Below are 24,903 nucleotides of genomic sequence, written 5' to 3' on the forward strand. Positions count from 1 at the left end.
TCAGGGTGCTTTGTTGGTACTGGCCCAGACGGCAACGGCCGGAGCCGTCGTTCCGCTGACCAGGGTGGGGTCGATCTCGACCACGATGGAGAGCACGTTCTTGCTCGCGAAGAAGTCCTTCGCCGCGCCGGCGTCGGCCTTCGGATCGGTGCTCAGCTTGCTGACCAACACGGCGGAGGTCGGCGCGTCAATCGTGGGGCAACCGTAGGCGTCGAACGTCAATGACGCCGCGACACTCTCGACCGTCGCAACCGTGTCCTTGAAACCATCGAGGTTGAAGAAGAACGGATCGTCGCGGAGTCCCGCGAAGACCTTCAGCTTGCCGCTGGCGCTGCTGATGCCAGCGGTCGCGCTCGCGTCACCCTCGACGTATTCTTTGTCCCCCACCCAGCACTTGGCTTTCTGAGCCGCGTCGAAGGTGCAGATCACGTTGACGTCGGGCTCGGTCGGCGCAAGGCCGACGGCCCCCGACTTCGTGTGGATGACGTACTGGACCTTGTCCGAGAACTTGGACGCCGTCGTTGCGAGCGGCGCCACGTTCATGACCATGACCAGCTTGCCGCTCTGCATCCACGCGTATACGTCGGTGATGTCAGCGGCCGGGTCCGTGGCCAGGGCGTCCGAATCGATATGGTCGGCCGCAAAAGCCAAGGGCGTCGCGCCGAAGACGGCGCAGACCGCGAGCGCTTTCCGCCATTTATGCACTATTTTCATCAGTTGACCTCCGAGGGGCGCAGGATTTGCCGAGACGCCCAGTTCCGTTACGTAACGACGCTTGGTTTGGATCACAAGCCGTGGCGATTTGGCCTCGGTTTGTGCGCGCTCATGGCGACCACGGCCGCAATCGCTCATCTCGGGCACGACACCGGCGGGGGAGAGCGCAGCATCACTCTCGACCTCGAGCGGGAGACCCCGCGGTTGAGGTACGCGCTCGGCCTGCGGGCCGAGGCCTTGGTCGCCGAGGCAACCCGCGCGGACACCAACCACGACGGTCAGGTCTCGAAGGACGAAGAGGCTCACCACCTCGATGCACTGAGCGCCGAGCTCTGCCGATCGCTGGAGCTCTGCACCGGCCCGAGCCACGAGTCAGTGCATTGCCGGCCAGCCGAGCCGCGCTGGATCGAGCGCGCGTCGATGAGCGACTGGACCACAACGGACGGAGTGGGCAGGCTCGAGTGGAGCCTGGCGCTGCCCGCTGGCGATGCCAACTCGATCCGGCTCGTCGATCGCTGGGCGCGCTCCGACGTGGTCCGCACCGACGTGGTGATCATGCCATCGGCCACCCGTCCCCCGCGCGCCGCGGGCCCCGACCCGGGCTCGCGCGCGGTGACGCTCTCGTTCGCGTTCGACGATGCACTGCTCGCCGGCGCCCCCCGCACCGTCGCGGTGGAGCTTCCGCCGCGCGCAGGCAAACTTCCCGTTCAGCTACTCATCGTGGCCGGCGCGCTCCTGACCGCGCTGGTCGTTGCGGCAACCGTGCGCCGGCGGCGCAGGCGAAACTGACTCGCGCCGCCGCCGAATCATCTTCCGAGCGTTACGGCTCGACGGGACCCTCACGGCGCCGAAGCGAAGTCCAGACCGCCCGGATGTGCGTACGAGCTCTCCTCGTCGAAGCCGACCAGTTGCAGCCCGAACGGCGCATCGCTGGTCAGCGAGCGGAAGACGGCGGTGGGCTGCGTGGCGGATACGATCAAGACGCCGTAGCCCGAGCTCCCGAGTGGTTTTGGTGCTGCCACGAGCGGAACACCATCCAAGCTGACTGTCTTCCCGATCGGAATGATCAGCTCGAAGTGGCTCGACTGAAATCCGGGCGCCGCGGCGACCGAGTAGGCGCGGTGGTACTGCGACACGGGTACGATCTGTCGCATGGCGGGATCACCCATCGCAGCCTTCTGCTGGCTCCCGTTCAGGACCTCGGAACCCGGAATGAGCGACAGCACGACGATGGGCTGTGAGGACTCGATCACGAAGTCCTGTTTGACGAGCCCGAGATCGGCGACCTGGCCGGCGGAGAGAGTATTGGGCGCGTTCGGCGGCTTGAATTCCGGGTAGGCGAGCGCAGTGCCGTCCACGTGCCCTACAAGTCGAACGACGTGCCCCGGTTGGTCCCCCTTGGGACCCTGCGGCACCGGAACGATGTGCCGTTTGCCGAGGCGAGTGGTGGGCACGACGGTTTCTTCGAGGTGATCACAGGCCAGCTTCCCGATCGGCACGTCGGCGCACGCCGCCCCCGAGATGACCTGGAGCGGCTGATCGGCACTGATCAGGCTCCCGCTCAGGTCCCCTTTGGCCGACGCCTGAAGCACGATCACATCGGCCCGTTGGAGTGTGACGCTGAAGCTGGATGAAGCTCCCTGCGCCGAGATGCCACCACCCGCCACGACCTGCGCGCTACCGGACAGCGTGACGCTCACGTGGGTGCCGTCGGCGGTTCCGGTCAGCGTGACTGTGGGACCGAGGTTCAACTGCTGTGACCCGGCAGCGCTGGCCAAGCGATAGCTCGTGCCGAGCGCGCTGGTCGGAAGCAAGAGTGAAGAGTCCGCGGTTCGCGAGGCGCAGCTCAGCGGAGCCTGAGGGCACTTTGGACAATTGCTCCAACTCTTCCCGCTCGGACCGCCCTGCGCCTGGGCCTCGATGGAATTGAATTGAGTCACACTCACCGGCAGACTGCTGGTGAGTCGATACGCGCCACCGTCGACGCGCGTGGTGCCTGCAGCTCCGTCGAGGAAACCGCACGCAGTGGCGTCGGGGCCCTTGAGCGCCGTCACCCACGGTAGGTAGACGACGCGGGCGGTTTTGGCGGGTAGGGTCTCGGTGGTCGTGAACTCGGCGCCTCGATTGACCTTGACCTCGACGCTGGCGTTCTGAGGATTCGTCACCACGACCGCAAAGTCGAAAATGGACCAGACGAGGTTGGGGGTCACCGTCGGCCAAAACTCGCAGCCGTAGCTCGATGGCGCGGCCGCGGCATCGCCACAAGAAGCCGGGAGCACTCCCGGGGGCTTCCCGCCGCTGCCCGAGTCCGAGCTTCCGACCCCGGTGCTTCCCCCGACGGCTCCGCCGCTCCCCCCAGACGCAGGAGATCCCTCGAGCGGCGCGAGGTCGACGGAACAGGCCAGCGCGATGACCGCGACGACGCCCCCAGTCCAGACCCAACGGCTGATTGATGCGAACCTCACCTGCCAATGCCAGCATACAGCAGCGGTCAGAGCCACGTCCGGTCCGCTCGTCGCGCAGGAGCAGCTGGACCTCTCGGCCCTTTTGGCTTTCCGGAACGGAGCCATGTCTGAGATGCTGCCAGAGTGGATCTCCTCAGCGCTGCTCGGCGGCTGAGCCGTCCGTTCGTGGTCGGCGCCGATCCCTCGACCGAGCTGCCGCTCGCGGCACGTGGCATCGTCGGCGATGGGCTGTCCGCCGCGCTCATCGCCGTCGACGGGGCCGTCGACTGGTTGTGCTGGCCGCACTTCGATAGCCCCGCCGTGTTCGGACGACTGCTCGACCGCGAGCGCGGCGGGTCCATGGCGATTCGACCCGTGGCCCGGCCCTTCGAGGCACTGCAAGCCTACGATCCGGACACGAACGTGCTCGAGTCGATCTTGGACGTGCCCGGTCAGGGCACCCTCCGTCTGCTCGATTCCATGCCCTGGGCAGACGACCCGAGGGCCTCGATTCATGAGCTCCATCGTCGCATCGACTGCCCGAACGGCGAGCTCGAGATAGAGCTCATCTTCGATCCGCGCTTCGACTTTGGTCGCGACGTGCCCCGCATCGAAGCGACGGAGCACGGCCTGATGGCCGAGGGCAAGAACGGCGAACGACTCGCGCTGAGTGTGTCTTCGCACCTGCGCTGGCAGGCGCTCCCGAGTGGCGGCATGCGCGCGACCTTGCGGGTCTCACCCGAGACCCGACTCTGGTGCATCCTCAACTGGAACGCGGACCTGGTCGAGCACGTCGACGCCCACCGACCCTACGAACATCTGCGCGTCACGCGACGGAAATGGCGCGAGTGGGCCGCGCGCCTGTCCTACGACGGTCCGTGGCGACACCACGTGCTGCGCTCCGCGTTGACGCTGAAGCTGTTGATGTACGGGCCCACGGGGGCGGTGGTGGCGGCGCCGACCACTTCCCTTCCCGAATGGATCGGGGGGACTCGCAACTGGGACTATCGCTACACGTGGGTGCGGGACGGCGCGATGACGATCCGCGCCGCGAACCTGATCGGGTACGGCGTCGAGGCGCGTGACTTTTACCATTTCATGCGCGATGCGGTGAACACGCACGACGGCTTGAAGCTGATGTACACGATCCACGGTGGCGAGGTCCCGTCGGAGATCGAGCTCGCGCACTTGTCGGGCGCCTTCGGCTCGTCACCGGTGCGCGTTGGAAACGGCGCGCGAGACCAGCTGCAGCTCGACACCACCGGCGCCATCGTGGATGCCGCGCAGTTGTTCGAGCGTTTCGGCGGGATCCTGGGGCTGAAGGCTTGGCACAAACTCGCAGCGATCATCAGCGACGCCGAACAGAGCTGGCAAAAGCCGGACGACGGGATCTGGGAGCCGCGCAGCGGGGCTCAGCACAACGTGCATTCCAAGCTGATGAACTGGCTGGCCATGGACCGGGGCTCGCAGTTGGCCACCTCGTTCGGGCGGAGCGACCTGTCGGCGCGCTGGCAAAAGGCGGCGAGGGAGATCCACGCGGACATCTGCAGGAACGCGATGGACCCGAGCGGCAAGCACTTCGTCAGCGCGTACGGGCAGACACGTCCGGATGCTGCACTGCTGCTCCTGTCGCTTCACGGTTTCCTGCCCGACGACGATCCGCGCCTCGCCGAGACCGTGCGCTGGGTCAGGCGTGAGCTCTCGACCGGGCCTTTCTTGCACCGCTACCGCGGGCACGCTGACGGCGTGGGAGGTGAAGAAGGCGCCTTCGTCCTGTGTGGATTTTGGTTGGCCGAGGCCTTGGCGCTGCAGGGCCGATTGGAAGAGGCGAGCGAGGTGTTCATCGCCCACGCCGAGGCGTCGAATCACCTGGGGTTGCTCGCCGAGGAGATCGACCCGTCGAACGGAGGCCTGCTCGGCAACTTCCCTCAAGCGTTCAGCCACCTGGGGCTGATCAACGCGGCCCTTCGCATCGACCTCGCGCTCCGGCTGCGCGACGAAGGCTCGGCTCGTGCTCCCCACTTGGTGGGCTCACGCAAACGCAAGGCCTGACGACGCGCGGCGAACGGCGCTCCCCGTCTCGAAGTCGCTTGCGCTCTCGGCTACTTGGCTTCGCTGGACTCAGCGCTCATCGCCAAACTCAATCGCGTCATCGGCACACTCGTCCGCTTGGTCGGCGCCTGAACCCTCCGCCGGGCGTCGCTCTTGTCGCGGCGCCGGGCTCTTTCATTCCCGCGTCCAGAGTGCGCCCCGGGCCAGAGACCTGGGAGACTCCGCCACAATGCGCTAAGAAGGGGGCGTGCCATCGTCACGAGGAGCTCGAAGCATGACGCGTGTCTTCAGGCACTGGCTGCTGCTCTTGTCCCTGGTGCTCGCGTTCGGCCTGGCCAGCGCCTGCAAGGGCAAGACCGACGCGCCGAGCGGCGAGGATCCAACGGGGGCCAAGCCAACCAACAACGAGCTGCCTGCCTTCGAGCTGAAGGACGACACTGCCAACCTGCTGCTCACGTGGATCGACGACAAGGGGGACTTCCACGTCGTGCAAAAGGTCGCCGACGTGCCCGAGGCCGGGCGCTCCGAAGTGCGCGTGGTCAACACCACACGGGAAGAGGGCACCGGCAAGCTCGTGTACGTCGCAGATCTCGCCAAGAAGAATCCCGACGGCACCTACCCAGTCAAGGTCATGGCCCGCAGCGAGTGGGACGAAAAAGGCGCGAGCCGCCGCAAGGCTCGGCTCGAGGCGCTGGCCCCTCCGCCGAGCGCGTCCGCTGCTCCTTCGGCGCTCGCGTCCAGCTCGGCCGGCCCCGGCCCCGCGACGCCACCCAAGGTGGCGGGGAAGAAAGTCTACGCCATCGTCTACGGCGCCGAGTGGTGCAAGCCGTGTCACGACGCAGCCGCGTATCTTCGGCAGCGCGGCGTGACAGTCGCCGAAAAGGACGTCGACGCGGACGAGTCGGCACAGGCGGAGATGAAGAAGAAGCTGGAGCGCGTGAAGATGCCCGGCGCCTCCATTCCGGTCATCGATGTAATGGGGCAGATCTTGGTGGGTTACAGCCCCCAGGCCCTGGAGCGGGCGGTCGAGTCCGCGCGCAACGCGAAGACACTGTGAGCGCGGACCCCGCGAAAAAACTCCACCTGATCTGGCCCTGGATCCCGGCGTTCCGTGTGGTCGCCGAGACCGAACATCTGCCCACCGCCGCCTCGCGACTCCACGTCAGCGCGTCTGCGCTCTCCCGGAGTGTCAAGCTCGTAGAAGAGACCCTGGGGGAGGAGCTTTTTGTGCGCGGCTCGCGGCGCATCACGCTCAATGCCGCAGGTCAACGTCTGCTGGCGGCGATTCGCCGCAGCATGACCTCGCTGGAGCACGCCATGCACGGCGTTCTCGCCCGGGATTTCAGCGGTGACTACCGGGTCGCCTCCCTGGGTGTCTTGACGGACTATTTCGTGTTGCCAGCGTTGCTCGAGCTGGAGAGCGAGAAGCCCGGCGTCGTACCGTGCATGACCACACTGAAATCGAAGGAAGCCAACCAGCAGCTGGCCAATGGTCAGATCGAGGTTGCGTTTTACTACGATGCCACGTCAATGCCGGGCATCGAGTGCCGGCGCATTGGAACCCTGACCAACTCACTCTACTGCGGTAAGGGGCATCCGCTGTTCGAGGTCAAAGGCGTAACCCTCGAGGACCTCGCACCCCACGCCCAGAGCATCGCCGGCATCGGTGATCGTGGCACACCCATGGACGGTTGGCCGGTGGAGATCCCACGCAAGGTCTCGTTCCAGATCATGATGCTCTCGACCAACCATCAGGTCGCGCTGTCGGGCCGCTTCGTGTGTGTGCTGCCGGACGTCGTTGCGCACGGCGACTTCCAGAGCGGGAGGTTGTGGCGCCTCGATCCGGCGCCCGTTCCCGACACGACCGTCTACGCTGCCTGCCGCGCGGAAGATGCCAGCGCAAGCTTCACCGCCGAGCTCATCGCGCGGGTGGAGCGTGCGCTCGATGCGGCGCCGCGCGCCGAGCGCCCAGCCACGCCAGGACCGGAGCCGCGAGCCCGACGTTCGTCAGCGGGGCGCGCAAAGTCCAAGGAAAAACCTCGGGCCAAACGCTGAAAGCCGGCGACCGTTCGATTCCGCTGAATGATGACTTCGGATCATTCTAATGGCCCGAGCGCCCGCAGATCCGCATGCTGACGGACATGAAAGCCCCGCGCAGCACACCTCGGGTCCAGAACAAGATCACCCGCCGCAAGGCCCTCGGCACCTTCGCTTCCGGGGTGGTTGTCATCGGATGTGGCGGCGCGGGCGACGCTGAGCCCACGGCAAGCGGGGGTGCGGGCGGGGCACCCGGCGGCAGCGGTGGGGCCGCCGGCGGCGGCGGCACGACCAACCTCGGCGGGACGAGCTCCGGCGGAGCGAGCGGCGGGGTAGCCGGTGGTGGAGCGGCGGGCAGCGGCGGTCTCGCAGGCAGCGGGGGCCTCAGCTGCAAACAAACGCCAACAGCCGGCTGCAAGGTCACCGACGACAACATCCTGGGCCCTTATTACAAAGCCGACGCGCCGTTCCGCGCCGACATCTCCGACGGCAAACCCGGGACGCTGCTCTGGGTGAGTGGAACCGTGTACGGCTGCGACTGCGTCACACCGCTCGCCGACGCAATCGTCGATGTATGGCAGGCGGACGACGCCGGGGTGTACGACGGCGTCGGCTTCGTCTTGCGCGGCCGCATGAAGACGGACGCCCAGGGACGTTACGAGCTCAAGACCATCTTGCCCGGCCTGTACCTGAACGGCAGCACGTATCGCCCGCGCCACATCCACTACAAGGTGAGCCATGCGGACGGAACGGCGCTGACCACCCAGCTCTACTTCGAGGGGGATCCCTGGATCGCCAGCGACCCCTTCGTGAAGGCCTCGTTGATCCGACCGCTCGTGGAAGAACCGGTGCCTGGTGGCGGCAAGCAGTACAAAGTCGGCTTCGACGTAGTCTTGGCGTGAGCCGGGGAGCCCGCGCGAGCGTCAGAGTCCCTGCGCCCGCAGGTATTCGACCAGCGCGACGTACAGCTCCTTGTGTTTGAAGCCGTTGCCAATGCCGGGCGAATCGCCGAAGAGCTGGCCAACTTCGTCCAGGTGATCGGCGGGCACACAGCCCAGGAACGTGCCCCACTTTGCGTCTTTCACCCGCACCAGACCGTCGTTGGCGTCCGGCTGCGCCAACCCCCCATCGAGGTAAGCCTCGGTGATCAACAGCAACGCGTCGATGGGGTCAGTCTGAAAATTGTATTTCTCGATGAACGGGACCTGGCTGTCGGGTTTGCAGTCCATCTCCGCCAGCTTGAAATCGCTGCGACCGGTGATTGACCAGTACCGAACCGAAGCGCGGTCCGTATAGGTCTGATTGAAGGCGGCGATCCCGGATTTCGAGAACAGCTCGAGCGGCTTCCAGAGCGAGGTCTTCTTGCCCGTCGTGTCGTACAAAGCGTAGCCGATCTGTTTCACCAGCCAGTCGATGAGCTTCTGAGAGCTGGAATCGGCGACCAGCCCGAGCAGGACGTCGGCCATGGGTGTGCCCTGATGGGGCGTTGCAATCGTCGTCACGCTCGCCACCAGGTCGGGGCGGTCGTGAGCCACGACGCGTGCATCCAACCCACCCTGTGAATGGCCGATCAGGTTGACCTTCGCGTGGCCGGTCTGGGCGAGGATCTTTTCGATCTCCGCCTCCAGCTGCGCCCCGCGGAACGTCGAGTCGTTGAAAGGATCGACGGCAGGCGTGAACACGAGCGGCTCACCCTTGGCCGCAAGCTCGGCCCGCACCTGATAGAAGTAGGTGATCGCGTCGAGACCCGCGAACTTCTCGAAGCCGAAGAAGCCGTGGGCGAGCACCACGGGGTAGGGCGGTCCGAGCTTGGGGCTGGCGTCCACATCGGGGCCGGCGTCGAGCTGGCCGCCCACCGCCGAGTAACCGCCGGAGGCCAGGGTGCCACCACTACCGCCCGACGGTGCACCCCCGGAGCTGCTGCCACCACTGCCCGTGTAGCCCTCTTCCACCGAGTCACCCCCACCGCAGGCGCTGGCGGCGCTGAGCCCGGCGACCAGCGCCGCTGCGATTACCGACACCCGGAAGGACCCGCGCATGCCCCCCAAGCATCACCGAGGGCGATTGCCCGGTCAAACCCGGCTTGACGGGTCGACCTGCGGAACTAAGCGGAGAGCCATGGGTCAGCGCGGTGCGACCAACGGGGCGCGGTCGGGATACTCGATCCGGGTCGCCTCGCGTTTGACCGGCCTATCGTCGGACACGCTGCGCATGTGGGAGCGGCGCTACGGCTTCCCGAACCCGGAGCGCAATGCCGCGGGCGTGCGCATGTATTCTCAGGAGCATGTCGAGCGCCTGATGCTCGTCGCACGCAGCCTGAAGGCGGGCTACCGCGCCGGCGAGGTCGTCTCGCGCACCCACGACGAGCTGTCGGCGTTGCTCGCGTCGACGGCTACCACGGGACAAGACAGCGCACCGGCCTCGTCCTCGATCGAAGCGCTGATAGGGTGCCTCGAGCGGGACGACGTTGCGTCGTTGCAAATCGAACTGCGCCAGCGCGCCAACCTGCTCGGCGCCCAGCGCTTCATCAAGGAAGTCTGTGCTCCACTGCTCGAGCGGGTCGGAGACGCCTGGGCTTCGCACAAGCTCGAGGTCCGACACGAGCACTTGCTCAGCCGCATGTTGTCGACGCAGCTGCGCGTGATGAGCTCGGCGTACGAAGGGGCGACGAGCGATCCCGTCGTGCTCCTGGCCACGTTGCCCGGTGAGCGGCACGGACTGGGCCTCGACATGGCCGCGCTCTATTTGGCGTTGTCCGGCGCGACCCCCCGCGTGCTTGGCATCGACACTCCGGCGGACCAGATCGCTCAAGCGGCCCGCCACGCGAACGCGCGCGTCGTCGGCCTGAGCGTCTCTGCGAGCGCAGAGCTGGAGTCAGTGCGCGATGGCGTCGAGTGGATGTTTGGCGCCCTCTCGCCGGGAACCTGGATTTGGTTGGGCGGCAAACACTCGAAGAACGTCGCGCTGGAACATCCGCGACTCGAGCGGATCACACGCTTCGAAGACCTCGACCTGGCACTCGACAGAGTGGTCCGCGCGAGGGACTGAGTCGCGCTCAGCCGCCCTTCCCTCGTACGAGTGCTCCGTTGAATCAACCAGCGAGCGCCGCGCGGGCGCCGATCTCGAACGCGAAATCCAAGGGCAAACTCCCCTCCGCTCGCTCAGGCCGCCCACCCCCTCGACCGCCGGCCGCCCGTGCGAGTCGTTTGACGAATGCGCCGCAATCGAAGCGGCTGTGCGCGCCGCGAGCCACGAACAGCGGCATGGAATCGTGCTCCGACCCCGCGAGAATCGCGACCGCGTCCGGGCGCTCCGTGATGCGCGCCGCGATACTGGCGAGCAGCGCGCGGTTGGCGCCGTCGACTCGCGCAATCAGCTCCGGGGCAAGCGTCGCAGCCGCCTGAGCTGCCAGCTCCCGAGCGCAGCGTTCGGCGAGCGACGCACGCATCCTGCCCAGATCGTCTCGGGCCCCATCCAGCTCCCGGCGAAGTTTTTCGATGGCGCCTCCGACGTCGAGCGGGCCACAGGTGAAGCTCTTGCCAAGCGCGCGTAACGTGAGCGACTCGTTCACCAGTAGTTCTCGGGCAGGTGAGCCGGCCACGAACGTCACACGGGTGCCGCCCTTGTAGCGCTCGGTGCTGACGACCCGCAAGAGACCGATCTGGGCGGTGTGTGTGCAGTGAGTGCCGCCACAAGGCGTGAAGTCGAAGTCGCCGATGGAAACGATCCGGATCAGCTCTTCGACCTTCGGCGCCCGGCGGAGCGGCAACGCGGCGAGCTCGTCCCGAGTGGGGAAAAAACCGCGCACCGGCAGATCGTCGTCGACGATGGCCGTTGCCAGGCTCTCCGCCCGTTCGAGCTCGGCATCCGGGAGCTCTGCGCGATTGACGTCGATGGTGCAGGCGCTCTCACCCAGGCGGGCCGACAGGGTCTCTGCGCCAGCCACCTCCAAGAGCGCGCGCGACAGCACATGCTGCGCGGTGTGCTCTGCCATGTGACGCCGGCGCCGTCCGCGGTCGACCGTGCCCTGCACCTTCGCCCCGATGTCCGGCAGCGCACCAGCGAGCACGTGATGAATCACGCCCAACTCGTCGACCTGCACGTCCACGACTGGGTGCCCCGCGAGCGAGCCGCCATCCGGCAGCTGACCGCCACCCTCCGGATAAAAAGCGCTGCGATCGAGGATCAGCGACGGGCGATGCTCGTGGCTGCCGTGCGCCACGACCGTTGCTTCGAACTCGAGAGCCAGCGGGTCTTCGAAGTAGAGCCGTGCAGTGGGCATGTGCACGGGGACTATACGACCTGCGCACTCCTGTTGCCCGCTCGGAACGCCGGGCCGAGCACTGCAAAACCGACCGCGGCGCGCTTGCGCTTCTCGGGATAGACTCGGGGCATGGTGCGGAGGACGTTGTCGCTCGGTTGGTTCAGTGGCGCTGCGCTCTCGGCCGCGGTCGGCGTCAGCGCCTGCGGCTCCGGCGAGGACGCGGCGAAATCGGCCAGCGGCGGCGCCGCCGGGGCGAGCGGCGGCGCGGCAGGAGGTGGAGGGGCAACCTCTGGCGGCGGGACCAGCGCGACCGGCGGTGGCCCGGCGGGCGGTGGAACCGCTGGCAGCTCGGGTTCGGCCGGCTCGGACGGCGGCGCGGACGCAGACGCGGGCTTCGTCGACGGCGACGGCGACGGCCTCGACGACAACACCGAGCTCGCCGTCGCCCAAGCCTACTTTCCCTTCTACTCCATCGCGCCCGACGACAAGTGTCCGCGGAGCGGCGTGCTCTTCCGCGCAACTCCCCACCCGGCGGACAAGACCAAGATCGCAATTTGGTACATCGTGCTCTACGAGAACGACTGCGGCGCAACCGGTCACGTCGGGGACGACGAAGGTTTCGGCGCCGTCATCGATCCGAAGCTCCCGACCCCTGCTGGGATCCTGGCGCTGCGCGCGATCTCACACCAGGGCACACTGTGCGAAAAAACGACGACCTGCGGCAGCCTCCCGGGCTGCAGCCCGTGCAAGACCGCAGACAAGAGCGGGCAGGCTTTTCCGGTGGTCTTTGCCAGCGTCAACAAACATGGCGGCTACACCGACGAGGGCACCTGCGACGCAAACTTCATCTGTGACTTCGGCGGTTGCACTCTGAACCCGAGCCCTGCCACCCAACCCTTCGCCAACGCCGGCGAACCGGGCGCACCGCTCACCAACGACCTGACCGCCAACGGCTTCGTCACCACGGCAAACGGCTGGACGGAGCCGAGTCTGATGGGGTTCGATCCATGGGCCAACAAGGACTTCGGCAGCGCCGGCAACGTCACCGACGACCTGGGTGACACGGCGTTTCTCATCGCGCCTTCGGGCTGCTGAGGCGTGCGGCATGCGTGTTGTGTGTTTCGACGGGCTGCCTGGACCGACCCACGGCCATGCGGGGCTGTCCGCAGGAAATCTGGCCGCGACGCGCCACGCTGGTGAACCGGGTAATCCCAGAGCGGCAGCCCTCCAGAGCCTCGCGAAGATGCGCCTGCTGTCGAGCTTGGGTGCGGCGCAAGCCATCTTGCCGCCGCAGCCACGCCCGGATCTCTTCACCCTGCGGCGCCTTGGTTATTCGGGGTCGGACGCGGAGGTGATCCGGGACGCTTGCGGCACCGACGACGGCGCACTGCTTCGAACCGTCTCGAGCGCATCGGCCATGTGGACCGCCAACGCGGCGACCGTCGCGCCTTCGTGTGACACCGCGGACGGGCGAGTGCACCTGACGGTCGCGAACCTCTCGAGCATGTTTCACCGCAGCATCGAGGCCCACACTACGCTCGCGATCCTGCGGCGCATCTTCTCGGACCCGCGATTCGTCGTGCACGAACCGCTCCCAGGCAGCGATCTGTTCTCGGACGAGGGCGCAGCCAATCACATCCGCCTTCAGACCTCCCGCGGCGCCGTTCACCTGTTTGCGTGGGGCCGAGCCGTGCTCGAAGCCGCCGTCGGGCCGAGCGTGCACCCCGCGCGGCAGACCCGTGAAGCCAGCTCGGCCCTCGCGCGTCTGCACGGCATCACTGGCGATCGTGCCTTGTTTCCGCAGCAAGACCCATTCGGCATCGACGCGGGCGCCTTTCACACCGACGTGCTGGCTTTGGGTCTTGGACGCTTCCTAATGCTGCACGAACGCGCGTTCCTCGATGTCGAGCGCGTCATCGAGACGCTGCGGGAGAAGCTGGGCGGCGAGCTCGTCGTCTCACTCGCCCGCGAGAGCGAGATACCCCTCGCCGACGCGGTGAGCCTGTATCCCTTCAACAGCGAGCTGGTCGAGCTGGATGACGGGCGGCTCGCCCTGGTCGCGCCGAGCGAAGCGGAGCAGCCGGGACCGGTGCGACGTTTCCTCGATCGTGTGGTGGCGGAGCCCACGCCGGTGGACCAGCTGCACTTCGTCGATGTCAGCTCCTCGATGAAAAACGGCGGCGGACCCGCGTGTCTGCGCCTCGCCGTTTCGCTGACTGAAGCGGAGCGTGTGTCGCTCTCGGGGCGTGTGCTCTTCGACGCGGCGCTGGACCGGGAGCTCGTGCGCTGGGTCGAGAAACACTACCGCGACCAGCTCACCCTCGACGACCTCCGGGATCCTGCACTTCACCAGGAAGGACTGACCGCGCTCGACGAGCTCACGCAGATCCTCGAGCTGGGCTCGATCTACGAGTTCCAGTCGGACGCCACGTAGGTCATCGACTGAGCGACGTTCACCTTGGTCTCGCTCAGTCTTGCCAGCGGAGCGCACCCGAGGCGAGACCCACCAACACCGCACGACGGGCAGCGTGGACGTCGAAGGCGCCGCTCCGCACGCCCTCTTGCATCAATCCTCTCAGGGCGCGACCGCGGCGAGCCAAATAGAGAGCCTCAGCCTCAGGCGCCGGAAGCTCGAGTCCCTTCTGAATTGCTTCGGCGTGCGGCGCAGCCGACACCCCACCCACGCGCTCCACTGTCTCGAGCACGGAGGCCACCTCGTCCGGTCGGTACGCGGAGAGAAGCGCGCTCGCAACGAACGCCAGCCGGGGCGGCAGGGCGAGCACGGCGTCTCCATGGCGCGCGCCGTCCACGAAGGCGAGCTCGCCCACACGGAAGCGGAACAGCGCCACCAGGCGACTCCACGTCTGTTCGCGCAGCGCGGCGGCGACGCGATCTTCGGTCGCCAGCCCGCGTTCGATCAGAACCTCGCCCAGCATGCGACCCCGGCGCCAGGCATGTTCGACGGCTTCGTTCACCGCTGGCTGACTCGCACCGTCGTCTGCGACCAGACGCGCACCGAGCAACTCTCGCGGATCCGTCGACGAAGCAAACACCGGCTCACCGTCGACGAACCACAAACGCACCTGGGCGGCCCCGCGGCGGGCGCACAGCATGCCCGTGCGTCGGCGCCGCGCAATGTCGAAGAGCAGGCCCGGGGTGTGCTCGAGCCGCACCGCCCAGCGTTCCTGGGTGTAGAGCGCGATGGGCTCGTGAAAACGATAGGCCGGGCGCGACTGCATGCGGGACAGCTCGGTCAACGAGGGCACAGCCAGAAACGCTCCGCCGTTGCGCGATGCAGCGCTGTCGATCGAGAGGCGACCGGTGGCCAGCATCTCGAGCACGTCGGCAAGTCGGAACGGCCCCATCACCGCGCCGCCCGCGCGCTGGATGCGATAGCTCACCTCCGGTTCGCTTCGGGGGCCAGGCGAGGGCACACTCACCGCATGCGCCAGCTCATCCGGTGGGCGGGCGTCGTTCTCCGGCACGAGCTTGGCGAGCGCGGCCAAGATCGAAGGCGGCGGTCGCTCACTCTCACCCGGCGCCAGCTTCACCGTCTCGAAGAACTGATCGTCGCTCAGCGGGCGCCTGCGCGCGATCGGCGCAGGCTTCTGCTGCACATCGCTCGACAGCGCCACCAGCCCGAGATCCAACAGCCACTCCGAGAGCACGTGGGCGCCCAAAGAGAGGCCCAGACGGCGGGCGGTCGCGTCGACCGCCGCGGCCATTTCCTCGGCGCTCTGGTAGCGCTGCTCGGGCCACCGCGAGAGCCCCTTGGCGAGGATCTCCCGCACCTCGATCGGGATGTTTGCTGCGCCAGCGCGCAAGCGGGAGAGGTCACCGCCGTGCAGGCTCTGCAGCACGTCGATCTCGGTCTCGCCGCCGAAGAGCGAGGTGCAGATGAGCAACTCCGCCAGCACGATGCTGGCCGAGAATAGATCGCTGCGACCATCGAGCGGCATGCCCAGCGCCTGCTCCGGGGAGACGTAGCCAACCTTGCCTTTCATCTCCCCGGGCACGGTGCGCGAGTCGATGGCGGTCGAGTGCAGGATCCCGAAATCGCCCAGCTTGACCTGGCCTTGCCGACCCAAGAGCACGTTGCTGGGCGCGACGTCACGATGCACGATGCCGAGCGGACGCCCGTCCTCGTCAGTCGCCCGATGAACGTATGCCAGCGCGTCGAGCACCTCGCGGATGATGTAGAGCGCGGGAGCGAGCTCGACGGTGCGGCGGCGCGCGGCGATGCGAGCGATCAGCTCCGCCGCCGACAGCCCATCCACGTACTCGAGGGCGATGAACGGCAGGCCAGCGTGTTCGCCGAAGTCGAACACCTCGACCAGTCCTGGATGACTGAGGGACGCTTGAATGCGAGCCTCGTCACAGAACATCGCGACCAACCGCGGGTCGTGCGCGAGCTGCGGCAGGATGCGTTTGATGGCGACGCGTTTCTGAAACCCGTGGGGCCCCTGGCGGCGCGCAACGAAGACCTCCGCCATACCCCCGACGCCGAGCAGTCGCTCGAGCAGGTAGTCCCCAACCAATTGGGGGCGGGTAGAGCCGGATCCCACACGCATGAGTGCTAGCTTCAGATTAAGCCATTTACGCCCGAGGGGCGGGTCACTTCTTACGCGGTCCGCTCCAGCGCTCTACCCACCGGTCAGCAAACAGGAAGGGGGATGTGGGCGATCCGGCGCAGGGGTGCGAAGTTTCCGCTGCCCGGCGCTATTCGGCGTGAAGCCGACAAACGTGCGGTTTGTGGTCAAAGTAAACGGTCTCGGTGACGGCGGCATGCCCCTCGCTGAGACCGGCCACGAAACAACTGCCGGAGAACGCGTCGCTGATGACGTGGTCGATGTCGAACAGCCCCGCGTAGGTCGGCGGCGCCTCGGCTCCGACAGCGGTGACGAAATGGAACGGGTTGCCGTTGCCGGTGTATTCGTTGACCAGGGCGGCGCTCTCGTCGAAATCCGCCATCCGACCCGGGTCGGTGTTGAAGTCTCCAAAGATCACGTTGCGTGCGCCGTTCGCCGCCGGCGCTCCGTCCCCCGCATCGATGAAGACTTGCGAGAACTGCAGCGCACGACAGTCCTGATCTGACTGAGCGAGCCCGGATGAGCCGTGCACGTTCACCACCGTCAGGTTTCCACCCGCTGCGAGCTGAATCACGGCGCCACCGATGCGCGAGCCCTTGCCACAGCCGTTCACCTCGCTGCCGCGGAGGAAATCGAGACACAGATCTGCGTCGCAGCCGGCGATGCTGCCGAAGCTCTTCCTCACGGCCAGGCACTTGTCGCTGTGCCCGACGTTACACGCGACCTGAAAACCCTCACCCACGATGGTCTGCGCGACCGTGGGATCGCCCGGCTGCCAGGTCTCGCACACAAAACCCGGCTTCGCTTCTGCGGGCACCGTGTTGCACTCGCCGGGGTGGAAGATCTCCTGGAAACCGACGACGTCCACCGGGTTTTGCTGGAACCACCCTCGCGTGTCCGCGATGACCTTCGCCCAGGCGAGTCCGTCCCCGTAGTACTGATCGGAGATCTTCGCCTGCGCGGAACCGTACCCGTCGTCCGGGGGCGAGTCATGACCCAGGCCCGTGGTCGTTCCGGTATTGAACGTCGCGACCACGAAGGCCGGACTGTCCGCGGGCTCGTCGCTCGAACATCCGCCGAGCAAGAAACCGAACACCAGGGTCGGAAGCGCGTAGGTCGCGCGCATCACACGGCGATGCCGGGCGGCGGGAAGGCCTGGCACATCTCCTTCACCTCGCCGGCCACGCGCGCGACGAGCTGTTCGTCCCCCGGGGCGGCAACGACCTGATCCATCCAGGCTGCGAGCTTCAACATCTCATCCTTGCCCATGCCCCGGGAGGTGATGGCAGGCGTGCCGATGCGCAGGCCCGAGGGATCGAAGGGTTTGCGCGGATCGAACGGGATGGAGTTGTAGTTGCCCACGATCCCCGCGCGATCGAGCGCCTGGGCGGCGACCTTGCCGGTGACGTTCTTCGGGGTCAGGTCGACCAAGATGAGATGGTTGTCGGTGCCGCCGGTGACCAGGCGGAAGCCACGGCTCGCGAGCGCCTCCGCCAGGACCTTGGCGTTGGCGACGACATTCTGGGCATAGGTCTTGAAGGCCGGCGTCATCGCTTCCTTGGCTGCAACGGCGATGCCCGCCGTCGTGTGGTTGTGGGGACCGCCCTGCAACCCGGGGAACACCGCGCGATCGATGTCCTTCGCGTGCTCCGCCTTGCACAGGATCATGCCCCCGCGAGGTCCGCGCAGGGTCTTGTGGGTGGTGGTCGTGACGACGTCGGCGATGCCGATGGGGGACGGGTGCGCACCGCCCGCCACGAGCCCGGCGATGTGCGCGATGTCAGCGACGAGCTTGGCACCGATCTCGTCGGCGATCGCGCGGAACTCGGCGAACGGCAGCGTGCGCGGGTAGGCCGTGGTGCCGCACCAGATGATCTTGGGTTTGTGCTCGCGCGCGAGCGCCCGCACCTGATCGAGGTCGATGCGCTGATCACTCTCCCTCACCCCATACGGGATGCTCTTGAAGTACTTGCCGCTGATGCTGACGCTGTGCCCGTGGGTCAGGTGGCCGCCCGCGGGCAGCCCGAGTCCCATGATGGCGTCGTGGGGCTGACAGAACGCGAGATAGACGGCGAGGTTGGCGGGGCTGCCGCTGTAAGGCTGCACGTTCACGTGCTCCGCGCCGAACAGCTCCTTGACCCGCGAGACCGCGAGGTTCTCCACCTGGTCGACGATCTGCTGCCCCTCGTAGTAGCGCTTACCCGCATACCCTTCCGAGTACTTGTTGGTGAGCACCGAACCCGTCGCCTCGAGCACGGCGCGTGAGACGTAGTTCTCGCTGGGGATGAGCCGCAGCTTCTCGATCTCACGCTGCTCTTCGGCGTCGATCAGGCGCGCGATTTCGGGGTCGGTCTCGGCGAGCGGGGGCTGATGGTGGGCACGTGCGGCGTTCATGGTGGGAGGGCATATGCCCGTTCGCCTTCTGCGAAAAGCCGGCTTTGCACCGCGGGTGTTTTCCGGCCCCCTGGCTAACCCCTGGCAAGCAATAGAGAAATCAGGTACGCTCGGGTTCTTGTCCCCGGTGCTCGACGCGGGGATTTCGGTGAATACACTCGCGCGCTCGCGGGTTCGTCGGGGGAGCCTCACAGGGCAGCGGGTTCGGACTAATTCGGAGAAGCGAGCGAAAGGGATGTCCAACGGCGGCGACGCGCAGGGCAAGCCCGCATCAGCGGCGGGCGTAGCCGTGCCCGAGAGCTCGGAGATCTCCGAGACCTCGCGGCCGCCGCCGAGCGACGGCATTCCCCATGCGGCGTCGCACCTGTCCGGGAATCCGCCGCCTGTGGAGGCCGCGCCGGAGAGTGAGCCATCGAGCGCACCGCCGAGCATCCCCAGCGCCGCCTCGCTGAAAGAGGGCTCCATCCTCAGTGTGTCGCTGCACGAGATCACCCCGCTCGGCACACCCAGCCCAGTCCTGCCCGGGCATCTCTTGGCGGACCGCTACGAGGTCATCAGTGTGCTCGGCGAAGGCGGCATGGGCATCGTCTACCGCTGCCGAGACATCACCAGCGACGCCGAGGTCGCGCTCAAGCGTGTCATTCCGCCCGAGAGCAAGCTCGCGGCGGAGTACATCATGTGGTTCTACAAAGAGGCGCGTGCGCTCGCCGCTCTGGACCACCCGTGCATCGTGCGCGCACGCGACTTCGGGCAGCTCAAGGACGGCACGCCATTTCTGACGATGGACCTCGTCACGGGTGTATCGCTGCACGATCTCTCGCAGACCGCCAACCGCTTCGAGCTCATCTGGCACGCGCTCGACCAGATCTTGGGTGCGCTCGCTCAGGCACACGCTCGCGGCATCATCCACGGCGACCTCAAACCTTCCAACGTGTTGGTCGAAGAGGTGCCGGGCAACCCGCCGAAGATCCACATCCTCGATTTCGGTCTGGCCTGGCTCAAACAAGACCCACACGACGAACGCCTCGACGGCGCCAAACCGATGGAGTTTGCGCCCCACGCTGGCGCCGGCACGCCGGGCTACATGGCACCGGAGCAAATTCAGCACGAGATGCACCACGTGTGCGGCGCCACGGATCTGTATGCGCTCGGCTGCATCCTGTTCAAGCTGCTCTCCGGGCGCAGCGTCTTCAGCGGCGACCCGAAGGAGCTGTTGCGCTTGCACGCCTTCGAGAAGGTCCCGGAGCTCCGGCTCGCGATCGAGGCTCCGGAGGCGGTCACTGCATTCGTGAAGCGACTGTTGGCCAAGCGCCCCTGGGATCGCTGGGAGTTCGCCAGCGAAGCGCGCGCCGCCTGGAGCGCCTGGCGCCCGGATCCGGACCTGGATGGCAGCGTCTACGCGTTCCCTTCGCTGCCTCACAAAACGGCGAGCCCGCCGGCACCGACGACCCGCATGTCCGGTCCACCCCGGGGCAAGACCGAAGGGCTCGCGCCCGCCGCTGCACAACGTGCGCCCGGCCTGCTCAGCATTCGACCGAGTCCGCTGGTCGGCCGTGACGACGTGCGGCGGGTGCTACGCGAGGTGTGCGACGAGGTGATCGAGGGCATCGGTGATCCACACCGACTCGTGATCTTGGTTGGGCCCGCCGGCGTGGGCAAGAGCCGCATTGCGGAGTGGCTGTGCGAGGTCGTGCACGAAGAAGGCACCATGATCCCGGTGCGCGCGCGCTATCGGCGGATCCGCAGCCCACTCGACGGCATGCTCGGCGGCGTCACTCAGTATTTCAACTTCGAGCGCTCCGATCGCAACACCATCGAGAAATCGCTGCTCTTGCGCTGGCGGGTCAACGCCGACGACAAAAACGGCCGCGCCTGGGTCGCCGGCGCTGCGGAGTGGATTCGTCCCCTCGCCCCGGATCAGCCCGTCGGACCCAGCGGCATTCGTTTCACCCTCGACAGCTTCGAGACCCGGCGGCTGGTGATCCGCTACACACTGCGCCGCATCGCGCGCGGGCGTCCGCTCGTGTTCTTCCTGGACGACCTTCACAACTCCGGCCAGACGACCTTCGAAGGTCTGCTCCGGGTGCATCAAGAAGAGCCGGATCAGCGCATCGTGATGGTGGCGACCGTGCGCTCGGAAGACGTACAGCTCGGGACACCGCAGGCCGAACAGCTGAGGCAGCTGCGCGAGGCGATGAACGGCATCGTCATCGACGTGAAACCGCTCGAACCGGAGACGACGGCGGCGTTGCTGCGGGCCTCGCTGCCGCTCGACGACTCGGCGGTGCAGGAGGCCGCGCGTCGCAGCCGCGGTAATCCGCTGTTCGCGCTGCAGCAGCTGCACGCCTGGGCGCTGGCCGGCAACATGGAGATCCGCGAGGGGGTGTACCGCGTGCCGGAGGCGGTGCTCACGGTCCGACCGCAGACCACGGCAGAGCTGTGGGACAGCCGCGTGCAAGCCATGCCCGAGGCGCACCGATTGGCGGCCTATGCCGTGGCCAGTGTCGGCGGTGACATCCGCCGCGGCGTGCTCCACTCGCTCTTATTGCGACTCGGCCTCGCCGCGGACGACGCCATCGTCAGCCTGCAGAACGCTGAAATCATCCTGCCGCGCGGGGCAGGTCGTTACAACTGGCCGCACGCCTTGTTGCAGGAGCACCTGCTGTCGCGACTGATGGAGCGGCCGGATGCCCGCGACATCTTCATGGCCGCGTCGGATGCGCTCAGCAGCCATCCGCTGGCGAACCAGCGGCGCATCATCCGCCAGCGGGCCGCGAACATGCTCTACGCCTCCGAGCCCGCGCTGGCCGCCAAGCTGATCTTCGACTGGCTCGCCAAGGCCTGGAACACCGCCCGAGAGCCGCTCTCGACCCTGGCCGATCTCGAGCTCTTGAAGGGGCATCTAGCGGGCCGTGATCTGGCGCTGAAACACCGCTGGACGGCCGAAGCGCAGCGCCACCTGGGTCGTCCGGAAGAAGCGACGACTCACGCCGAGATCGCACGCGGGGCGTTCGAAGAGCTCGGCGACAAGGAGAACCAGGCCAACTGCCTGCGCCTGCTCGGACACCTGGCCAGTGAGAAGGGCGACAGCGTCGAGGGCGCGGAGCTTGCCACGAAGGCGCACGACATCTTCACGGAGCTCGGCAACGTGCTGGGCATGGCCCAGAGCGAGGCGGTCATCGGCGAGATCGAATACTTGCTCGGCAACTACGATCGCGGCCGCACGGTGATCCAGGCAGGTGAGCAGCATTTCGCAGAGCTCGGCCAGCCGCTGGGCCGCGGGCAGTGCCTGCTCTTGCTCTCGTGGATCGATCACTCCGAGGGTGTGACCGAGCGCTCGCGTCGGCTCACGCTCGAGGCGCGCGCCGAGTTCGAGAAGGCGGGTTACCGCCTGGGCATCGCCCAAGCGAACGCCTCGCTGTCGCACGTCGAGCACCGCTTGATGAACTTCTACAGCGCGGAGCTCGGGGCGCTCGAGGCCCTGACGGCGTTCGAAGCCCTGCGCACGCCCCGCGGCCATGCGGCGTGTGAGCGCCTCTTGGCCATGATCGGCATCGACACCGACGACCTGGACATGGCGGAGATCCACGCCGATCTCTCCTCTGCGGTGTACACCCAGATGCGGGACCCCTGGGGCATCATCGAGACCACGCTCTTGTCTTGCCAGATCTCACTCGCGCGGCGCGACCTCGAAGGCGCGCACGCAAAGTTGATGGAGGCCGCTGCGATCGCCGTGCAAGAGGCGGAGCCGCGCCAGCACTACCTGCTCACGCAAGCCTGGTATTACATCGAGAGCGGCGACGCCGACAAAGCCTACGAGTCCCTCGAGGCCGCGGCCGAGGTCTTCGGCGAGCGCAGCCGCGCGGGCGATCACACGCCGCACCTGCTCGGCCGCCTCAGCCGGAAGAAATGGCCGGAGCACGCGAAGAACCGGATTGAGGCGTGGCGGGCGTTGTTGAACGACCGGTCGCGAAGAGTTCAGGATTGAGAGTGCGAGCGGCGACCGACGTGCAGAACGTGCCACCGACCATCACCCCGATGGCAGCCGAGCCGGCGCAAGAGGAGTCATCAACAGGGTCCGGGAGTCCGGGACAGGTACCGGCGCTTCAGCCGCGGGCGAGTGCCGAAGAACGGATTGGTCGCCCGCGGGCGGCGTGTCACTCCAACCACGCTCACTTCAAAAAGCCGCCAGCCCTGTAAGCCCTCGGCGCGGGCGCTTTCTGCGCGTACTCTTCGCTAATGGGCAGCACGATCCGTCGCTGGGGCATGTTGTGGTTCCTCGTTCTTGCCTGCGCCCTGGCAGGCTTCGTCGGCTGCGGCGGGGATGACGGCGGCACCGCTTCCAATGCGAACTCCGGCGGCAGTGGAGCGGGGAAGAACGACAGCGGCGTCGGTGGCGGCGGCACGGGCGGCGGCATCAACCTCGACGGCGCCGTCAGCGAATTGAAGGTCGAGCCCGCCACGGCGACGTTGACCATCACCGCCAAGAACTCACCGCAGAGTCAGCCGTTCAAGGCGCTCGTCGGCTCGGGTCAGGTGTCCGCCAGCTGGACGCTGTCGAGCTACGACCTCGCAACCATCGACTCACAAGGGCTCGTGACGACGACGGGGATCACCGGCGGCAAAGTCACGGTGACCGCCGACTACGGTGGCAAGAAGGCGAGCGCAGAGCTCACCATCGAGGTGAAGCTCAGTGAAGACGTCGACGCGACCGTCGACCCGGCAAATAAAGTCGCGCTCTCGGGTGCACCCTCGGCAGATCCCGGACCGAACCCCACGAAGTTCCTCTATCCGTACGACCAGACGGTGATGCCGAAGGGGCTGCTCGCTCCGTTGGTGATGGTCAGCGCTGGCAGCGTCGCGCCGGTGGACGCGAAGGTGAAGCTCAGCGCGCCGCTCTTCACGTGGGAGGGCTTCTACAAGGTGGCCGCGCCGGCCACGCCTCGTTTCACCGTGCCGCAGGACGTCTGGAACGCGGCGCTCTCGACCGCAGCGGGCGGCAAACTCTCCGTCGAGGTCACGAAGGCTGCGAGCGGGCAGGCCTACGGCCCCTACGCGATCCAGATCGTCGCAGCGCCAGGCTCCCTCAAGGGTGTCGTCTATTACATGACCTACGAGGCGCCGAACCTGGGCCTGTGGGCCGCGCGCCCGGGCAATCAAGGTGCCGCAACTCAGGTGAGAAAAGGCTGCGTGGTGTGCCATTCGGTGGCGGCCAACGGCCAGATGCTGTCGACGGGTGCCGAGGTCAACGTGCAGAGCGCCGAGAGCGGCGTGTATCAGGTCGATCTCACGGGCAACGCCACGCAGATCTCCCAGTCCCCACCGGGGCTGGGCGGTGACACTCGCGGGCTCTCGTTCGGCACCTGGGCGCCAGACGGCAAGTACGTCATGCGCAGCAAGGACAACTTCTGGGGCGGTGTGAATCAACTCGCCTGGAAGGTGGACCCGGTCGGCAAGAAGCTCGACCCGGCGACCGTGGTGGGCCTCGGCGCCGACGTGAGCGCCTACCTGCCCGTGTTCTCCCACGACGGCAAGCGCTACGCCTTCACCCAAGGCCACGGCGAGACGAGCCCTCCGGGCAGCGTCATGCGCGCCATCGAGGTCATGGATGCCAGCATCGACGAGACCGCTGGCCCCACGGGCACTCTCACCTTCACCAACCGCCAGGTCGTGCTCGACAACGGCGCCAGCGGCAAGATCACCAAGTACTCGACCTTCTTGCCGGACTCGAACCTCATCGTGCTGCAAGAGAGCACGAAGTTCTACGCGAGCTACGGAGGCATGCTCGCGACCACCGACGCCAACGGGACCTATGGCTCGGGGGATGGACGCCTCAACCTGATCGACATCGCGAACAAGGGCCACGTCGAGCTCGTGAACGCCAACACGGGCAACGTGCCCAGCGACAGCGAGCACAACTACGAACCCTTTGCGCTCCCGATCCCCGCGGGCGGATACTACTGGGTCGTCTTCACCAGCATCCGTGAGTACGGCAACCTGCAGCAGGGCGGCCAGGTGCGTAAACAGCTCTGGGTCGCGGCCATCTCGCCCAGCGGCGCGAGCGATCCCAGCCACCCGCCGTTCTTCTTGCCCAACCAAACCGAGAGCAAGAACGAGCGCGGCTTCTGGGCGCTCGATCCCTGCAAACCCCTGGGAAATTCCTGCGAGACCGGCGACGAGTGCTGCGAAGGTTTCTGTGTGGACCCGGGGACCGGTGACTCGGGCACCAGCGGCGGCAAGGTGTGCGGCGAGAAGTCCGGCTGCTCGCAGGTCGGCGACAAGTGCGCTGGCAATGGCGACTGCTGCACGGGTACCGGCGCAAAGTGCCTCGGTGGCTTCTGCACGCCGAACGTCCCGCAGTGAGCCGGAGGGCAATGCCCGGTGACGGGGCGCGCAATTCGCGCTAGTC

At 67.0% G+C, this 24,903-nt stretch carries 17 protein-coding genes; 10 read left to right on the plus strand and 7 right to left on the minus strand.

Annotation, left to right across the window (positions count from 1 at the left end; all coding sequences use genetic code 11):
• Positions 1-714 carry a DUF4331 family protein gene (locus IPI67_04830; protein ID MBK7579514.1) on the minus strand — a complete coding sequence of 238 codons (714 nt, stop codon included), beginning with the start codon at positions 712-714 and terminating at the stop codon, positions 1-3.
• 111 nt (positions 715-825) lie between these two features.
• On the opposite strand from IPI67_04830, the gene IPI67_04835 reads away from it, so the two are divergent.
• A complete protein-coding gene (locus IPI67_04835; GenBank protein MBK7579515.1) occupies positions 826-1,503 on the plus strand; it encodes a hypothetical protein in 678 nt (225 codons plus the stop codon).
• A 50-nt stretch (positions 1,504-1,553) separates the two neighbouring features.
• Here IPI67_04835 and IPI67_04840 read toward each other — a convergent pair whose 3' ends face one another.
• Positions 1,554-3,179, minus strand: coding sequence for an IgGFc-binding protein (locus IPI67_04840; protein ID MBK7579516.1), 1,626 nt, complete (start codon positions 3,177-3,179; stop codon positions 1,554-1,556).
• Between the two features lie 123 nt (positions 3,180-3,302).
• On the opposite strand from IPI67_04840, the gene IPI67_04845 reads away from it, so the two are divergent.
• The 4 genes from IPI67_04845 to IPI67_04860 all read left to right on the plus strand — a co-directional run bounded on the left by IPI67_04845 (position 3,303) and on the right by IPI67_04860 (position 8,149).
• Entirely contained in the window at positions 3,303-5,210 is a 1,908-nt protein-coding gene (locus tag IPI67_04845; GenBank protein MBK7579517.1) for a glycoside hydrolase family 15 protein, read from the plus strand.
• A gap of 448 nt (positions 5,211-5,658) precedes the next feature.
• Complete coding sequence (locus tag IPI67_04850) at positions 5,659-6,267, plus strand: NrdH-redoxin (protein MBK7579518.1); 609 nt, start codon at positions 5,659-5,661, stop codon at positions 6,265-6,267.
• Positions 6,264-7,265, plus strand: a complete 1,002-nt coding sequence (locus IPI67_04855; GenBank protein MBK7579519.1) for a LysR family transcriptional regulator — start codon at positions 6,264-6,266, stop codon at positions 7,263-7,265. Before IPI67_04850 ends, IPI67_04855 begins: the two co-directional genes overlap by 4 nt.
• Before the next feature lie 86 nt (positions 7,266-7,351).
• Positions 7,352-8,149: a dioxygenase gene (locus IPI67_04860; GenBank protein MBK7579520.1), complete on the plus strand. Its 798-nt coding sequence runs from the start codon at positions 7,352-7,354 to the stop codon at positions 8,147-8,149.
• 21 nt (positions 8,150-8,170) lie between these two features.
• Here IPI67_04860 and IPI67_04865 read toward each other — a convergent pair whose 3' ends face one another.
• On the minus strand, positions 8,171-9,286 hold the full coding sequence (locus IPI67_04865; GenBank protein MBK7579521.1) for a triacylglycerol lipase: 1,116 nt from the start codon (positions 9,284-9,286) through the stop codon (positions 8,171-8,173).
• A gap of 79 nt (positions 9,287-9,365) precedes the next feature.
• On the opposite strand from IPI67_04865, the gene IPI67_04870 reads away from it, so the two are divergent.
• Positions 9,366-10,295: a MerR family transcriptional regulator gene (locus tag IPI67_04870; protein ID MBK7579522.1), complete on the plus strand. Its 930-nt coding sequence runs from the start codon at positions 9,366-9,368 to the stop codon at positions 10,293-10,295.
• A 43-nt stretch (positions 10,296-10,338) separates the two neighbouring features.
• On the opposite strand, the gene IPI67_04875 is transcribed toward IPI67_04870, so the two are convergent.
• Complete coding sequence (locus IPI67_04875) at positions 10,339-11,529, minus strand: alanyl-tRNA editing protein (GenBank protein MBK7579523.1); 1,191 nt, start codon at positions 11,527-11,529, stop codon at positions 10,339-10,341.
• A 111-nt stretch (positions 11,530-11,640) separates the two neighbouring features.
• On the opposite strand from IPI67_04875, the gene IPI67_04880 reads away from it, so the two are divergent.
• The gene (locus IPI67_04880; protein MBK7579524.1) at positions 11,641-12,606 is read left to right on the plus strand and encodes a hypothetical protein; all 966 of its coding nucleotides are present in this window, start codon (positions 11,641-11,643) and stop codon (positions 12,604-12,606) included.
• A 10-nt stretch (positions 12,607-12,616) separates the two neighbouring features.
• Entirely contained in the window at positions 12,617-13,945 is a 1,329-nt protein-coding gene (locus IPI67_04885; protein MBK7579525.1) for an N-succinylarginine dihydrolase, read from the plus strand.
• 34 nt (positions 13,946-13,979) lie between these two features.
• Here IPI67_04885 and IPI67_04890 read toward each other — a convergent pair whose 3' ends face one another.
• From IPI67_04890 to IPI67_04900, 3 genes are all read right to left on the minus strand, one after another.
• Positions 13,980-16,082 carry a serine/threonine protein kinase gene (locus tag IPI67_04890; protein ID MBK7579526.1) on the minus strand — a complete coding sequence of 701 codons (2,103 nt, stop codon included), beginning with the start codon at positions 16,080-16,082 and terminating at the stop codon, positions 13,980-13,982.
• A gap of 148 nt (positions 16,083-16,230) precedes the next feature.
• A complete protein-coding gene (locus IPI67_04895) occupies positions 16,231-17,226 on the minus strand; it encodes a hypothetical protein (protein ID MBK7579527.1) in 996 nt (331 codons plus the stop codon).
• Complete coding sequence (locus tag IPI67_04900) at positions 17,226-18,494, minus strand: serine hydroxymethyltransferase (protein MBK7579528.1); 1,269 nt, start codon at positions 18,492-18,494, stop codon at positions 17,226-17,228. The genes IPI67_04895 and IPI67_04900 overlap by 1 nt, the downstream gene beginning before the upstream one ends.
• A 235-nt stretch (positions 18,495-18,729) precedes the next feature.
• Here IPI67_04900 and IPI67_04905 point away from each other — a divergent pair, with 235 nt between their 5' ends.
• Positions 18,730-22,482 carry a protein kinase gene (locus tag IPI67_04905; protein MBK7579529.1) on the plus strand — a complete coding sequence of 1,251 codons (3,753 nt, stop codon included), beginning with the start codon at positions 18,730-18,732 and terminating at the stop codon, positions 22,480-22,482.
• 251 nt (positions 22,483-22,733) lie between these two features.
• Positions 22,734-24,857, plus strand: coding sequence for a hypothetical protein (locus tag IPI67_04910; protein ID MBK7579530.1), 2,124 nt, complete (start codon positions 22,734-22,736; stop codon positions 24,855-24,857).
• The last annotated feature ends 46 nt before the right edge of the window (positions 24,858-24,903 follow it).

It is taken from the genome of Myxococcales bacterium (assembly GCA_016706225.1).
Lineage (GTDB): Bacteria > Myxococcota_A > Polyangia > Polyangiales > Polyangiaceae > JADJKB01.

What these genes read in the sequence shown, in the direction of transcription:
- IPI67_04830 (MBK7579514.1), bottom strand. Translation starts at nt 714, where the DNA reads ATGAAAATAGTGCATAAATGGCGGAAAGCGCTCGCGGTCTGCGCCGTC.
- IPI67_04835 (MBK7579515.1), top strand. Translation starts at nt 826, where the DNA reads ATGGCGACCACGGCCGCAATCGCTCATCTCGGGCACGACACCGGCGGG.
- IPI67_04860 (MBK7579520.1), top strand. Translation starts at nt 7,352, where the DNA reads ATGAAAGCCCCGCGCAGCACACCTCGGGTCCAGAACAAGATCACCCGC.
- IPI67_04865 (MBK7579521.1), bottom strand. Translation starts at nt 9,286, where the DNA reads ATGCGCGGGTCCTTCCGGGTGTCGGTAATCGCAGCGGCGCTGGTCGCC.
- IPI67_04870 (MBK7579522.1), top strand. Translation starts at nt 9,366, where the DNA reads ATGGGTCAGCGCGGTGCGACCAACGGGGCGCGGTCGGGATACTCGATC.
- IPI67_04875 (MBK7579523.1), bottom strand. Translation starts at nt 11,529, where the DNA reads ATGCCCACTGCACGGCTCTACTTCGAAGACCCGCTGGCTCTCGAGTTC.
- IPI67_04880 (MBK7579524.1), top strand. Translation starts at nt 11,641, where the DNA reads ATGGTGCGGAGGACGTTGTCGCTCGGTTGGTTCAGTGGCGCTGCGCTC.
- IPI67_04885 (MBK7579525.1), top strand. Translation starts at nt 12,617, where the DNA reads ATGCGTGTTGTGTGTTTCGACGGGCTGCCTGGACCGACCCACGGCCAT.
- IPI67_04890 (MBK7579526.1), bottom strand. Translation starts at nt 16,082, where the DNA reads ATGCGTGTGGGATCCGGCTCTACCCGCCCCCAATTGGTTGGGGACTAC.
- IPI67_04895 (MBK7579527.1), bottom strand. Translation starts at nt 17,226, where the DNA reads ATGCGCGCGACCTACGCGCTTCCGACCCTGGTGTTCGGTTTCTTGCTC.
- IPI67_04900 (MBK7579528.1), bottom strand. Translation starts at nt 18,494, where the DNA reads ATGAACGCCGCACGTGCCCACCATCAGCCCCCGCTCGCCGAGACCGAC.
- IPI67_04905 (MBK7579529.1), top strand. Translation starts at nt 18,730, where the DNA reads ATGTCCAACGGCGGCGACGCGCAGGGCAAGCCCGCATCAGCGGCGGGC.
- IPI67_04910 (MBK7579530.1), top strand. Translation starts at nt 22,734, where the DNA reads ATGGGCAGCACGATCCGTCGCTGGGGCATGTTGTGGTTCCTCGTTCTT.